14 protein-coding genes are annotated in these 14,213 nt (G+C 58.5%); 13 read left to right on the top strand and 1 reads right to left on the bottom strand.

The window, feature by feature from the left end; genetic code table 11:
- The first annotated feature begins 29 nt into the window (after positions 1-29).
- The 8 genes from C0U40_RS06740 to C0U40_RS06710 all read left to right on the top strand — a co-directional run bounded on the left by C0U40_RS06740 (position 30) and on the right by C0U40_RS06710 (position 9,134).
- Positions 30-1,229, top strand: coding sequence for a DegT/DnrJ/EryC1/StrS family aminotransferase (locus C0U40_RS06740; RefSeq protein ID WP_101655007.1), 1,200 nt, complete (start codon positions 30-32; stop codon positions 1,227-1,229).
- A gap of 194 nt (positions 1,230-1,423) precedes the next feature.
- Entirely contained in the window at positions 1,424-2,590 is a 1,167-nt protein-coding gene (locus C0U40_RS06735) for an acyl-CoA dehydrogenase family protein (RefSeq protein ID WP_101655006.1), read from the top strand.
- Positions 2,590-3,078, top strand: coding sequence for a hypothetical protein (locus tag C0U40_RS20175; protein WP_180957644.1), 489 nt, complete (start codon positions 2,590-2,592; stop codon positions 3,076-3,078). Before C0U40_RS06735 ends, C0U40_RS20175 begins: the two co-directional genes overlap by 1 nt.
- A 4-nt stretch (positions 3,079-3,082) precedes the next feature.
- Positions 3,083-3,892, top strand: coding sequence for an EcsC family protein (locus C0U40_RS06730; RefSeq protein ID WP_180957643.1), 810 nt, complete (start codon positions 3,083-3,085; stop codon positions 3,890-3,892).
- A complete protein-coding gene (locus C0U40_RS06725; RefSeq protein ID WP_101655004.1) occupies positions 3,892-5,454 on the top strand; it encodes a carboxyl transferase domain-containing protein in 1,563 nt (520 codons plus the stop codon). Before C0U40_RS06730 ends, C0U40_RS06725 begins: the two co-directional genes overlap by 1 nt.
- A 95-nt stretch (positions 5,455-5,549) precedes the next feature.
- A complete protein-coding gene (locus C0U40_RS06720; protein WP_101655003.1) occupies positions 5,550-7,502 on the top strand; it encodes an acetyl-CoA carboxylase biotin carboxylase subunit in 1,953 nt (650 codons plus the stop codon).
- Positions 7,499-8,350, top strand: a complete 852-nt coding sequence (locus tag C0U40_RS06715; protein WP_101655002.1) for a hydroxymethylglutaryl-CoA lyase — start codon at positions 7,499-7,501, stop codon at positions 8,348-8,350. The genes C0U40_RS06720 and C0U40_RS06715 overlap by 4 nt, the downstream gene beginning before the upstream one ends.
- Position 8,351: 1 nt before the next feature.
- Positions 8,352-9,134 (top strand): crotonase/enoyl-CoA hydratase family protein, encoded by a 783-nt coding sequence (locus tag C0U40_RS06710; protein WP_101655001.1) that lies wholly within the window; start codon positions 8,352-8,354, stop codon positions 9,132-9,134.
- 34 nt (positions 9,135-9,168) lie between these two features.
- Here C0U40_RS06710 and C0U40_RS06705 read toward each other — a convergent pair whose 3' ends face one another.
- Complete coding sequence (locus tag C0U40_RS06705) at positions 9,169-10,050, bottom strand: sulfotransferase (protein WP_180957642.1); 882 nt, start codon at positions 10,048-10,050, stop codon at positions 9,169-9,171.
- A 224-nt stretch (positions 10,051-10,274) separates the two neighbouring features.
- On the opposite strand from C0U40_RS06705, the gene C0U40_RS06700 reads away from it, so the two are divergent.
- Genes C0U40_RS06700 through C0U40_RS06680 form a run of 5 tightly spaced genes read left to right on the top strand, consistent with a single transcriptional unit; the run spans position 10,275 to position 14,196 of the window.
- Positions 10,275-10,640, top strand: coding sequence for an NADH-quinone oxidoreductase subunit A (locus C0U40_RS06700; protein ID WP_069299716.1), 366 nt, complete (start codon positions 10,275-10,277; stop codon positions 10,638-10,640).
- A complete protein-coding gene (locus C0U40_RS06695; protein WP_069299717.1) occupies positions 10,631-11,164 on the top strand; it encodes a NuoB/complex I 20 kDa subunit family protein in 534 nt (177 codons plus the stop codon). The genes C0U40_RS06700 and C0U40_RS06695 overlap by 10 nt, the downstream gene beginning before the upstream one ends.
- A gap of 22 nt (positions 11,165-11,186) precedes the next feature.
- Positions 11,187-11,801, top strand: coding sequence for an NADH-quinone oxidoreductase subunit C (locus C0U40_RS06690; RefSeq protein WP_101654999.1), 615 nt, complete (start codon positions 11,187-11,189; stop codon positions 11,799-11,801).
- Entirely contained in the window at positions 11,801-13,012 is a 1,212-nt protein-coding gene (locus C0U40_RS06685) for an NADH-quinone oxidoreductase subunit D (RefSeq protein ID WP_180957659.1), read from the top strand. The genes C0U40_RS06690 and C0U40_RS06685 overlap by 1 nt, the downstream gene beginning before the upstream one ends.
- Positions 13,012-14,196, top strand: a complete 1,185-nt coding sequence (locus tag C0U40_RS06680; RefSeq protein WP_101654997.1) for an NADH-quinone oxidoreductase subunit E — start codon at positions 13,012-13,014, stop codon at positions 14,194-14,196. The genes C0U40_RS06685 and C0U40_RS06680 overlap by 1 nt, the downstream gene beginning before the upstream one ends.
- Positions 14,197-14,213: the final 17 nt, after the last annotated feature.

The following is a 14,213-nucleotide window of genomic DNA, read 5'->3' as shown; positions in this document are numbered from 1 at the left end:
GTTTGTGCCCATCAACCAGAGGCGCCAACATGTCCCAGATTTTCACCGGAAATTTTACCCAGCAGGAACCGCTTCCCGAAGCGTCGATCGAGGCCGCTGTACGTGTCATGCGCCACGGGCGTTTGCACAGGTACAACCTCGCAGAAGACGAAAAGGGCGAAACCGCGCTGTTGGAAGAAGAGTTTGCTGCCTTTACTGGGGCGAAATACTGTCTGGCCGTGGCGTCCGGCGGCTATGCGCTTGCGGCAGCGTTGCGGGCAGCCGGGGCGAAGGCCGGAGATGCGGTTCTGACCAACGCATTCACTCTGGCCCCTGTGCCGGGCGCCATTGCCAATGCGGGCTGCACGCCTGTGTTTGTGGAAGTAACGGCCAATCTGGTCATGGATCTGGACGACTTGGAAGCGAAAATTGCCGATTCTGGCGCGCGCTTCCTGATGCTCAGCCACATGCGAGGACATATCGTTGATATGGATGCTTTGATGGCGATCTGCGACGGGGCCGGTGTGCAGGTGATCGAGGATTGCGCCCATACGATGGGGGCGGCGTGGAACGGGGTGCCAAGCGGTCGTCACGGCGTGGCGGGGTGTTATTCCACTCAAACCTTCAAACACCTGAACTCGGGCGAGGGCGGTTTTATGGTGACGGATGATGTGGAACTTGCGGCCCGTGCGATCATGCTGTCGGGCTCTTATATGCTCTACGAGCGGCACACCGCCGGTCCCCCCGCCGAGGTTTTCGAGCAGATCAGGCTGGAGACACCCAATTGTTCGGGGCGGATGGATAACCTGCGCGCCGCGATCCTTCGGCCCCAGTTGCGCAATCTGCCCGATCAATGCGCGGCGTGGAATGCCCGCTATCAACGGGTCGAGTCGGGTCTGGCCAACACCCCCGGCGTCACTGTGATAGAACGGCCCGAAGCGGAATCTTATGTGATGTCTTCTTTCCAGTTTCTTTGTCCCGATTTCTCTGCCTCGCAGATGATTGCCTTGCAACAGCGTACGGCAGCGCGGGGGGTGGAATTGAAATGGTTCGGCGCGGATCAGCCGGTCGGCTTCACCTCGCGCCATGACAGCTGGCAGTATGTTACAGCGCAATCCCTGCCACAGACCGACCGGATTCTCGCCGGATTGATGGATATGCGCCTGCCGCTGACCTTCTCGCTTCAGGACTGTGACCTGATCGCGCAGATCATCCGCGAGGAAGTCGGCATCCTGCATCAAGCGGGCTAGCCTGACCGCCCTGACAATACCTTTCCGAAACCCGCCTCTTTTTGGGTCAAATATCCAAACCCGTCTCCGCCACCGGCAGGGGGCTTTCAGGTCATTCTATTCTGTCTGGACAAAAGGGTCTCCCGCTTCTATTGTGTGAACAAGTGTTCAATTAAATGTCGGCGAGAAAGCCGGCCAACGATCTGGGAGTTCGTATGTTCACCTCTTCAATGAATTTCGCCTGTGGCGAGGAAATCGAAGCCCTGCGCGATATGGTGCACCGCTGGGCGCAGGAACGGGTTGCCCCGATGGCCGCCGAAATCGACCAGAAGAATATGTTTCCGGCAGAGCTGTGGAAGGAAATGGGCGATCTGGGATTGCTGGGTATTACCGTAAAGGAAGAATACGGCGGCGTTGATATGGGCTATCTGGCGCACACGATTGCGGTAGAAGAAATCGCGCGGGCGTCTGCCAGTGTATCCCTGTCTTATGGTGCCCATTCCAATCTTTGTGTGAACCAGATCCATCTGAACGGCACCGAGGAGCAGAAGAAGAAATACCTGCCCGGTCTGATCTCTGGCGAACATGTGGGCGCATTGGCCATGTCCGAAGCGGGGGCAGGCTCTGACGTTGTGTCCATGAAACTGAAGGCGGAAAAGAAGAACGGGTATTACACGCTGAACGGCACGAAATACTGGATCACCAACGGGCCGGATGCGGACACATTGGTGGTTTATGCGAAAACCGATCCCGATGCCGGCCCGCGCGGTATGACCGCTTTTCTGATCGAAAAGGACATGAAAGGTTTCTCCACCAGCGCCCATTTTGACAAGCTGGGGATGCGCGGATCAAACACGGCCGAACTGGTGTTTGATGATGTGGAAGTACCGTTTGAAAATGTACTGGGCGAAGAGGGCAAGGGCGTCAATGTTCTGATGTCGGGCCTTGATTACGAACGGGTGGTTCTGTCGGGCATCGGGGTCGGGACCATGCATGCGGTGCTGGACCACATCATGCCCTATATGGTGGAGCGCAAGCAGTTCGGGCAAAGCATTGGCAACTTCCAACTGATGCAGGGCAAGATCGCGGATATTTACGCGGCGATGAACTCTGCGCGGGCCTATGTCTATGCGGTGGCGGCTGCCTGTGATCGAGGCGAAGTGACCCGTCAGGATGCAGCGGCTTGTGTGCTCTATGCTTCTGAAAAAGCGATGGAAGTTGCGACCCAAGGGGTGCAGGCGATGGGCGGGGCAGGCTTTTTGAATGACAGCCCGCTCAGCCGGATCATGCGCGATGCCAAACTGATGGAAATCGGCGCAGGCACTTCGGAAATCCGCCGGATGCTGTGCGGGCGCGAGTTGATGAAACTGCAGGAAGCCTGATGCAGGCGGCGCGGGTCATAGCTGTAAGCCTCTTATGCGTGGTGGCCTCGCAGGCCGTTGCAGAAGATGCAGCCGTGCAGGCACGCGCCATCACCTGCCTGACGGGAATGGAGCAGGGCGAATCGTCATGGCCGGAATGCCGGAGCCTGCTGTTCCAGCCCTGTGCCGGCTTTGTCGTCGGGGCGGAAGAGCATCTGACCTGTCTTGCAGAACAAAAAGCAGGCTGGCAAACCCGTTTGGACACAACCACCCTGACCTTGAACGACCGTCTGACAGCCGAAGGGTCCGGGCAGTTGACCGATCTGCTGGGCCAGTGGTTTGGCTATGTTGGCAATAAATGCAACGCGGTCGCGCAGGAAAAGGCCGACATCAGTGCAGACGCGGCACGGCTGGGCTGCGAGATCAGCGAATTTGCAGGACTCTCGACCGAGTTTGACAGTTGCTTGCAAGGCAAATCGCTCTCGCCCTACTGTATCCTACAGGAGTAGCGCAATGTCCGGTAAACCGCCAAGCATCAGGAATATGCACGAGGCCATTGATCATGTCATCGCCCAGCAGCGCGCCTATGAGGAAAAACGCCCGACCCGTTTAGGCAAGGGAACCGAATGGGCAACATCGCTGGTAGGGCCGGTCATCGGGCGGTTTGTCAAACCGGAATGGGTGCGTGCGGCTGTGGATGCCTCTGATGCCTCTGCCGGTTTTACACTGCCTTTGATGGAACACGACACAAGCGATCCTGCCGCCTGCGAAGCGGCTGCAATCCGCGTTCAGGGATGGGCGCAGGGGCTGAATGCCTCTTCCGGTTTTGCGGCGGGTGTCTGGGGGGCGGCTGGTCTTGCGGTGGATGTACCGGCCACGCTGGTACTGGCGGCACGCACGGTGCGTGCCACCGGAGCGGCCTATGGATTTAGCGATGACAGTGAAGACGAACGCGCCTTCCGGCTGATGGTGTTGGAGGTGGCCAGCAGTGGTGCCTCTGAAAACCGTGACGAAACCTTACAGCGGATCAACAAGGCGGCGAAAATGCTGTCCGATCCTGCTGTGCGCAAGGCTGTTGACAGCTCGCTTGACTGGGTGGGCGCGAAAGTCGTGGACCGGATTGCCCGTCAGCTTGGCGTCTCCCTTGTGGGGCGCAAGGCAGGGCAGGTGGTGCCCGTGGTCGGCGGGCTGGTGGGTGCAACCGTCAATGCAAGTTTTCAAACCGACGTGGCCCGTGCGGCCCGTTATGCCTATTCGCTGCGCTGGATGATGGAGCGTAAACTCCTGCCAGCGCCGCAAGATAACAGTAAGGACACCGTATAATGGATGCCAAGGAAACCCATCTGGCGCTGCTGGATCAGATTACACAGGCCGCTCAAGCCGCTGCGCTTGGTGGCGGCGAGAAAAGCCGCGAACGGCACGTGTCCCGCGGCAAGATGCTGCCTCGGGAGCGGGTGGCCAATCTGCTTGATCCCGGTTCGCCGTTTCTGGAGATCGGGGCCACGGCTGCGCACAATATGTATGACGGCGCCGCACCCTGTGCCGGAGTTATCGCCGGTGTCGGGCAGGTGCAGGGCCGTCAGGTCATGGTGGTGTGCAACGATGCAACTGTCAAAGGCGGCACCTATTACCCGATGACGGTGAAGAAACACCTGCGCGCACAGGAAATAGCCGAAGAAAATCACCTGCCGTGTGTTTATCTCGTGGACAGTGGCGGGGCGAACCTGCCCAATCAGGACGAAGTCTTTCCGGATCGCGACCATTTCGGGCGTATCTTCTTCAATCAGGCCAATATGTCCGCCAAAGGTATCGCACAAATCGCGGTTGTGATGGGGTCTTGCACCGCAGGCGGGGCCTATGTGCCTGCCATGTCGGATGTCTCGATCATCGTTAAGGAACAGGGCACAATCTTTCTGGCCGGTCCACCACTGGTTAAAGCGGCCACTGGCGAGGTGATCAGCGCCGAGGAACTGGGCGGCGGTGATGTGCATACGCGCCTGTCCGGTGTGGCGGATTATCTGGCGGATGATGATGCCCATGCGCTCGCCCTTGCCCGTCAGGCGGTAGGAGCCTTGGCCCCGCCGGTGAAGGCGGCGCTGGCCCTGAAACCGGCTGTGGCCCCGCAGTTTGATCCCGAAACCGTTCTGGATGTGGTGCCAGCCGATCTGAAGACCCCCTATGACATCCGCGATGTGATTGCGCGGATTGTGGACGGGTCTGTGTTTGATGAATTCAAAGCCCGTTTCGGCACGACCCTGATCTGCGGTTTCGCCCATATTGAGGGCATGCCCTGCGGGATCATCGCCAACAACGGCATCCTGTTTTCCGAATCTGCGCAAAAGGGTGCGCATTTCGTGGAGCTGTGTTCGCAGCGCAAGGTGCCGCTGATTTTCTTGCAGAATATTACCGGCTTTATGGTGGGGAAAAAGGCCGAATCCGAAGGTATCGCGCGGCACGGCGCCAAACTGGTGACAGCTGTTGCGACGACCTCTGTGCCCAAAATCACGATGGTGGTTGGCGGCTCTTTCGGGGCGGGGAACTACGGCATGGCAGGGCGGGCCTATTCGCCGCGGTTCATGTGGTCCTGGCCCAACAGCCGGATTTCCGTGATGGGCGGCGAACAGGCCGCAGGCGTGCTGGCCACCGTCAAACGGGACGGAATGGAGCGGCGCGGCGAAAGCTGGAGCGAGGAAGAGGAAGCCGCGTTCAAAAAGCCGACCCTTGATATGTTTGAGGAACAAAGCCACCCGCTCTATGCCTCGGCGCGGTTGTGGGACGACGGGGTGATCGACCCGCGCAAATCCCGTGATGTGCTGGCGCTGTCCCTGCGGGCCTGTCTCGACAAACCCATTGAGGACACCCGCTTTGGCGTTTTCCGCATGTAAGTGCATGCCGTGAACAATTGCGCGGGGGCTGCCCCGCACCGAACAGAAAAACGCCTGCGCGCGATGCTGCGGGCACACACCGGAGAGATGTCGGGATGTTTAACAAAATACTCATTGCCAATCGGGGCGAGATTGCCTGCCGTGTGATGGAAACCTGTCGCAAGATGGGCGTGGCCACTGTTGCGGTTTATTCCGATGCGGATGCTACTGCCCGCCATGTGGCGATGGCGGATGAAGCGGTGCGGCTGGGGCCTGCCCCTGTGGCGCAAAGCTATCTGCGCGGGGATGCGATCATTCAGGCGGCCCTTGATACAGGCGCACAGGCAATCCATCCCGGATATGGTTTCCTGTCCGAAAACCCCGATTTTGCACAGAAACTGGCGGATGCAGGACTGGTGTTCATCGGGCCAAGTGCGGATGCCATCCGCGCGATGGGGCTGAAAGATGCGGCCAAGGCCCTGATGGAAGAAGCAGGCGTGCCGGTGGTTCCGGGCTATCACGGGGACAATCAGGACGACGGTTTCCTCGCAGAACAGGCCGAAGCCATCGGTTATCCGGTGCTGATCAAAGCAGTCGCGGGTGGCGGCGGCAAGGGGATGCGCTTGGTGGAAGAGGCCAAGAATTTTGCCGCAGAATTGTCCTCGGCCCGTTCCGAGGCGGCCACGGCCTTTGGCAATTCGGATGTTCTGGTAGAGAAATTTGTGCAGAACCCCCGCCACATCGAAATTCAGGTCTTTGGTGACAGTCACGGCAATGCGGTGCATCTGTTCGAGCGGGATTGCTCGCTTCAGCGCCGCCACCAGAAGGTGATAGAGGAAGCTCCGGCACCCGACATGCCCGAAGCCGTGCGCGAAGCAATGGGTGCGGCGGCGGTGCGGGCCGCCAAAGCGATTGGCTATTCTGGTGCGGGGACCATCGAATTTATCGTGGACGGTTCCGGTCCGCTGCGCGAAGATGGGTTCTGGTTCATGGAAATGAACACCCGCCTGCAGGTGGAACACCCTGTGACCGAGGCGATCACCGGACAGGATCTGGTGGAATGGCAGTTGCGGGTGGCCAGTGGTGAACCGCTGCCCAAATCGCAAGAAGATCTTTCGATTAACGGTTGGGCGTTTGAGGCGCGGATCTACGCCGAAGACGCCGCACGGGGATTCCTGCCTTCCATTGGCACGCTGTCCCATCTGGCGTTTCCGGCGACGGCGCGGGCAGATACCGGCGTGCGGGCAGGGGATGCGATTACACCCCATTACGACCCGATGATTGCTAAACTGGTGGTGCATGGGGCAACCCGTGCGCAGGCGCTCGGCAAGCTGGAACAGGCGCTGGCGCGGACCGAAGTGGCGGGCTGTGTTACTAACCTTGCGTTTCTGGGGGCGCTGACCCGGCACGAAGATTTCGCTGCGGGGCGGGTGGATACCGGTCTGATTGCACGGGATCAGGAATCGCTGGTGGCAGAGGAAGATCCGACACCGCAGATGTGGGCCTTGGCTGCGGTCAAAGCGGCCGGTCTGGATCTGGCCACACCGCAAAAAGGCTTCACCCTGTGGGAGCCGCTGGCGCGGACTGTGCCGCTTGATCACAAGGCAGGGTCGCAGGATGTGGTTCTGCGGGCCTTGGGAGAAGGCAAGGTGCATTGCACTGTTGGCGAGGAAAGCTTTGAGGTCGCGACACGGGATGTCTGGCGCATTGACGGCGTGAAACCGGATTACCGCGCTGTGGCCCATGCGGGCGGCGTCAGCCTGTTCGGGGCGCAGACCCATCACTTTGCCCTGCGCAACCTGCTGGATCGCGGCGCGAGCGATGAACAGGGGGCGGGTACCATTCTCGCGCCCATGCCCGGCACCGTCAAAGAGGTCATGGTCGCGGCGGGTGATACCGTTTCAAAGGGCGATACACTGGCGATTCTGGAAGCCATGAAGATGGAACACCGCATGACCGCGCCTTTTGACGGGGTGATAGCGGAAGTGCCGGTTTCGGCGGGGGGACAGGTGACAGATGGCGCCCTGCTGATCCGCATGGAAGATCCGGAGGAGGCCGACGCCGCATGAGCAAACGCGCAGAGATATTCGAGGTCGGCCCCCGCGACGGGTTGCAGAATGAAAAGACCATGATAGCCACCGCCGATAAGGTGAAGCTGGTGGATATGCTGTCCGCCTGCGGGTTCCGGCGTATCGAAGTGGCGAGCTTTGTGTCCCCCAAATGGGTGCCGCAAATGGCCGACAGCGCCGATGTGCTGGCGGGCATTTCCCGCGCAGACGGGTGCAGCTATGCCGCGTTAACGCCGAACATGCGCGGCTTTGAAGGCGCCGTTGCCGCCCGCGCCGATGAAATCGCCATCTTTGCCTCTGCCTCTGAAGGGTTCAGTCAGGCCAATATCAACTGTTCTGTGGCGGAAAGTATCGAACGTTTCGTGCCAGTGGCAGAAGCGGCGAAAGCGTCTGGCCTTCCGGTGCGCGGCTATATTTCCTGCGTGACCAACTGTCCCTTCGACGGCCCCACAGCGCCGGAAAAGGTGGCAGAGGTCGCCCGTCTGCTGCGGGATCTGGGCTGTTACGAGATCAGTCTCGGGGACACGATCGGGCAGGCGACTCCGGAAACGATAACGGCAATGCTACAGGCGGTGCTGACAGAGGTTCCTGCCGAAAAGCTCGCCGGACATTATCATGACACCGCAGGGCGGGCGTTAGAGAATATCCGCGCCTCTTTGGCGTTAGGTGTCACAGTATTTGATGCCTCTGCCGGCGGTTTGGGCGGCTGCCCCTATGCGCCCGGCGCATCGGGAAATGTGGCGACGGAATCGGTGGCTGCGATGCTGGCGGACGCCGGATATGACACCGGCCTTGATCTTGATGCTCTGGCCAAAGCGGCTGAATTTGCCCGAACCCTGAGGACTTAACGTGTTTGAAACGATTTCCCTGAATACAGATTCCCGTGGTGTGGCGACGCTGACACTGGCACGGGCAGATAAACATAACGCGATGAACGCGCAGATGATCCGCGAACTGACGCAGGCGGCGGCGCAGATTGCACAGGATGGCGATATTCGCGTTGTCGTACTGGCCGCAGAAGGCCGCAGTTTCTGCGCAGGCGGTGATCTGGGCTGGATGAAGGAACAAATGGCGGCCACTGCCGAACAACGGGCGGCGGGGGCGCGGGAACTGGCCGGAATGCTCGGTGCGCTGAACACCCTGCCCAAACCGCTGATCGGTCGGGTTCAGGGGCAGGCATTTGGCGGGGGCATCGGAATGATGTCAGTCTGTGACATAGCAATCGGCGTGCCGGATGTGAAATTCGGTTTGACCGAAACGCGGCTGGGTCTGATTCCGGCAACGATTTCGCCCTATGTGATCAAACGCATGGGGGAACCGATGGCGCGGCGGGTGATGATGTCGGCGCGATTGTTTGACAGCGCCGAAGCACAGGAGCTCGGCCTGCTGGCCCGTGTAGTGGATGTTGACGCGTTGGATGATGCGGTAGAGGCCGAGGTTAAACCCTATCTGTCTGTGGCGCCTCGCGCTGTGGAGAAAACCAAACGCCTGATCCGCGGGCAGGGTGGTGGAATCACTGAAGCTCAGGTGGAGGACAGCATCAAAGCGTTGGTGGAGGCTTGGGAAGATTCCGAGGCATCGGATGGAATCAATGCCTTTTTTGCCAAAGAGAAAGCGCCTTGGGCCGGTTGATCCGGTTCCGGTGCATCCAAGTCCGGTTTGGGTTTCACCTTTCAGGCGCGCCGCCCTGTGCTGCTTCCAGAATTTCCAGATCGGCCAGCCAATTGTCCGGTAACGCGCCGGCGTAGAGATCACGCATATAGGTGTATTGGTGCGCCAGCCTGTGTATGATCCTGGTTCGTAATTCGGGGCTAAGAGGCATTTTAACCGAAACATTGCGGGACCGGTCGAATTCTGCGGGGAGAGGTGTAATCCCGAGAAAGTGACACAACCTGTCAATGGCGTCCTGCGTAAACAGGTCTTCGTAAAAGGCAAAATGCAGGTTCTCGGCAGGAAATACCGCCCGAAGGTTGCGCATCGCGCTTACGTAATCATAGCGTTCGCGGTAAAGCGGTTTGTCAAATACCCCGTCTATCTTAGCCTCAAGCTCTTCGAGTGTTTCGAACTTTTCGGAAAACCGCATTTGGGACCAAAGCCGGTCTGCCGGATTGCGCAGCAAGAATATGATTTTGGTGGTAGGATACTCGCGCCGGATCAGTTCCAGTTCGTCCCTGTCCAATGCACAATATGCCGGCGTAATCTCTCCGAAAACCTGTTCGTCCTTTACACGGCGGCGAAAGAAACGCCGGTAAGCGCCGACGTCACGGCCCATTTTTATCCGATCGCGCAGCGCCACAGCGGCCTTGGCAGGGCGGTTGGGATCGGCCGCCAGTTCGGACTCCCGCGCTTTCAGTTTCTTGCGAAACATGGATATCGGCCAGTTGTCTTCGCGCAAACGCGTGCCCCAGAAGTGCATTTCCTTGATCGGGGAAAAAAACACTTCGGGATGATCCCGCAGATAGAATGACAGCCACGTGGTGCCGGCCTTTTGCGCGCCGACACCCAGAAAAAAGGTGCGGCCTTTCAGAATTGCGAGTTTTTCGGCCAAATTGGGGCTCTTTTCCTGCTGGAGACTTGCAAAAAAGGCTACGCAATCGCCAAGATGGGGACAAGCCAAATTCATTCCGTCCCCGTATGGCTACGCAAGTAGCGGAACATTCGGCACTTTCTTTGGGTTCAGGCCGCAATTCCGGCGGACCCTTGGTTGACCTTGGTTCGGGGCAGGGATAGTTAAACGATGCCGACAACCAGATTTGCGCGAAGGAGTCGCCTATGGAAGACCTGCTCAGAGAATACCTGCCGATTTTGGTGTTTCTGGGGATAGCTGCGGGCCTTGGACTCGTGCTTATCCTTGCTGCGGTTATTATTGCCATCCGTAACCCTGATGCCGAAAAGACTTCGGCCTATGAATGCGGGTTCAATGCATTTGACGATGCGCGGATGAAGTTCGACATCCGGTTCTATCTGGTGTCCATCCTGTTTATCATTTTCGATCTGGAAGTTGCCTTCCTTTTCCCATGGGCCGCCTCCTTCAAGGATGTTGGCGTATTGGGATTCTGGTCGATGATGGTGTTCCTGGGCGTTCTGACAATCGGCTTTGCGTATGAGTGGAAAAAAGGAGCACTGGAATGGGAGTGAGCACAACTGCCAACACCGCTGGTGTGGATAAAGAGGTCGTTACCCGCGCCCTGAACGAAGAATTGCAGGACAAGGGTTTCCTGCTGACTTCGACTGATGACATCATTAACTGGGCGCGCACCGGTTCGTTGCACTGGATGACCTTTGGTCTGGCTTGCTGCGCGGTTGAGATGATGCACACCGCCATGCCCCGCTATGATATGGAACGTTTTGGCACTGCGCCCCGCGCGTCCCCCCGCCAGTCCGACCTTATGATCGTTGCCGGAACGCTGACCAACAAAATGGCGCCTGCGCTGCGTAAGGTGTATGACCAGATGCCGGAACCCCGCTATGTGATCTCTATGGGGTCCTGTGCGAATGGTGGCGGTTACTATCACTACAGCTATTCCGTTGTGCGCGGCTGTGACCGGATCGTTCCGGTTGACGTGTACGTACCGGGCTGCCCGCCGTCTGCCGAGGCACTGCTTTACGGCATCCTGCAATTGCAACGCAAAATCCGCCGCACCGGCACAATCGTTCGCTAAGCTGCGAAAGGAAGACGCTCTTATGACAGAGGCTCTTACAGAACTGGGCACTGTACTGGCTGCCGGCCGCAGCGATGCAGTGCTGGACACCGAAGTGACCAAAACCGGCGAACTGGTGGTGCATGTATCATCCGCTTCCCTGCCGGATTTCGTGGAATACATCAAAACCGAAAGCAACGCGCGGTTTTCAACGCTGGTGGATATCACTGCGGTTGACTATCCTGGACGCGACAAACGGTTCGAGGTGGTTTACCATTTCCTCTCCATGTACACGAACCAGCGTATCCGCGTGAAGGCAGCAGTCCATGTGGACGAAGTGGTGCCTTCCATCACGTCGGTTCACCCCTCCGCCGACTGGTTCGAGCGGGAAGTGTTCGATATGTACGGGATCATGTTCTCGGGGCATCCGGACCTGCGCCGCCTGCTGACCGATTACGGTTTCCGCGGTTATCCGCTCCGTAAGGATTTTCCGACAACCGGCTATACCGAACTGCGTTACGACGAAGTGGAAAAGCGGGTTGTCTACGAACCGGTGAGCCTTGTTCAGGAATACCGCCAGTTCGATTTCATGTCGCCGTGGGAAGGTGCGGAATACATCCTGCCCGGTGACGAGAAGAAAGAAGAGGCTGCAAAATGATGGACGGCACCTTTAACGACGCACAGGTGGGCGAGCAGCGCATCCGTAACTTCAACATCAACTTCGGTCCGCAGCACCCTGCGGCACACGGCGTTCTGCGCCTTGTACTGGAACTGGACGGCGAGATCGTCGAACGTTGCGATCCGCACGTCGGTCTGTTGCACCGCGGCACCGAAAAGCTGATGGAAAGCCGCACCTATCTGCAAAACCTGCCGTATTTTGACCGGCTGGATTATGTGGCGCCAATGAATCAGGAACACGCCTGGTGTCTGGCGATTGAAAAGCTGACAGGGGTCGAAGTGCCCCGCCGTGCCAGCTTGATCCGCGTGCTTTTCTCTGAAATCGGTCGTATCCTTAACCACCTGATGAACGTCACCACTCAGGCGATGGACGTAGGCGCGCTGACACCGCCACTCTGGGGGTTTGAAGAACGCGAAAAGCTGATGATCTTTTATGAACGGGCTTGCGGTGCGCGTCTGCACGCTGCCTATTTCCGTCCGGGCGGGGTGCATCAGGATCTGCCACAAGACCTGATCGATGACATCGGTGCTTGGGCTACGGCCTTTCCTGCGATCCTGAAAGACATCGAAAACCTGCTGACAGAAAACCGCATCTTCAAACAGCGCAACGTTGATATTGCTGTGGTGAGCGAGCAGGAAGCGCTCGACTGGGGCTTCTCCGGTGTGATGGTGCGCGGCTCTGGCATGGCGTGGGATTTGCGCCGTGCGCAGCCTTATGAGTGCTATGACGAGATGGATTTCCAGATTCCGGTTGGCACCATCGGCGACTGCTATGACCGTTACCTCTGCCGGATGCAGGAGATGCTGGAAAGTATCAAAATCATCCACCAGTGTATCGACAAGCTGAACGCCGAAGGGCCGGGGGATGTACTGGCACGGGGCAAGATCACGCCGCCCAAACGGGCCGAGATGAAAACCTCGATGGAAGCTCTGATCCACCACTTCAAGCTTTACACCGAAGGGTTCCATGTGCCCGAGGGCGAGGTTTACGCCTGTGTCGAGGCCCCCAAGGGCGAGTTCGGTGTCTTCCTTGTGTCGGACGGCAGCAACAAACCTTACAAAGCCAAGATCCGCGCGCCGGGATACCTGCATCTTGCGGCGATGGATCATATCGCCAAGGGCCATCAACTTGCTGATGTTGCGGCCATTATCGGAACACTTGATATCGTTTTCGGAGAGATTGACCGCTAATGCTACGCCGTCTGCACCACGAACAACCCGACAGTTTTGCCTTCACGCCCCTGAACCAGAAATGGGCAGAAGCGCAGATGACCAAATTTCCCGAAGGCCGTCAGGCCAGCGCCGTGATCCCGCTGTTGTGGCGGGTTCAGGAGCAAGAGGGCTGGATTTCCCGCCCCGCGCTTGAAACCGTTGCTGACATGCTGGGCATGGCCTACATCCGCGTTTTGGAAGTGGCCACTTTCTACTTTATGTTCCAACTGCAACCCGTTGGTTCTGTTGCGCATATTCAGGTTTGCGGCACAACTTCCTGCATGATCTGCGGCGCAGAAGACCTGATCGGCGTCTGCAAGGAAAAGATTGCAGCGCAGCCCCATGTGATCTCTGCCGACGGCAAGTTCAGCTGGGAAGAAGTGGAATGTCTGGGTGCCTGCGCCAACGCGCCGATGGTCCAGATCGGCAAGGACTTCTACGAAGATCTGACAACCGAACGTTTCGCCGAAATCATCGAGGAATTTGCGGCAGGCAAAGTGCCAACACCGGGGCCGCAGAACGGTCGCTACGCGGCAGAGCCTTTGGGCGGTGCAACGGTTCTCAAGGATTACGAAGCCGGTCGTGCAGAGCACAATGCCTCTGCCGCGCTGGCAACGGGTATCGGTGACACTGTAAAGCGCATTCAGGGGGACGAAGTTCCGATCCTGACGCCGTGGCTGAACAGTGGCAAAAAGAAAGCCACCTCCGGCAAGGCAAAACCAGCGCCCAAAGACGGGGTGTCGGCAACGCCGAAACACACCGCCAGCGCACCTGAGGGAGCCGCTAAAACCGAAGCGGAAGCCGCGCAGAGCAAAGGCAAGCCCAAGGTGACTACAGCGGCGAAAGCAGCCGAAAAAGAAGCCCCCGCTGTGACCAGTGATTCCGGAGTGGCAGAGGTCGCGGAGAAAAAGCCGCGCACTTTGAAGGCCCCCCGCAAGGCAGGGGCCGACGATCTGAAACTGATCAAAGGTGTCGGGCCGAAGCTTGAAGGTGTTCTGAACGAGATGGGCTTTTATCATTTCGACCAGATTGCAAAATGGGGTCCGGAAGAGGTGGCTTGGGTCGATGCCCGTCTGAAGTTCAAAGGCCGCATCGTCAGGGATAACTGGATTGCAAAAGCCGACGAACTTGCCAAAAACAAAGGCAAGGGCTCTGACAGTTAATTGTCAGGGTTCAAACG

Origin of the sequence: Neptunicoccus cionae (assembly GCF_002860325.1) — a bacterium.
Lineage (GTDB): Bacteria > Pseudomonadota > Alphaproteobacteria > Rhodobacterales > Rhodobacteraceae > Amylibacter > Amylibacter lutimaris.
This window is presented reverse-complemented; position numbering and strand designations above follow the sequence as displayed.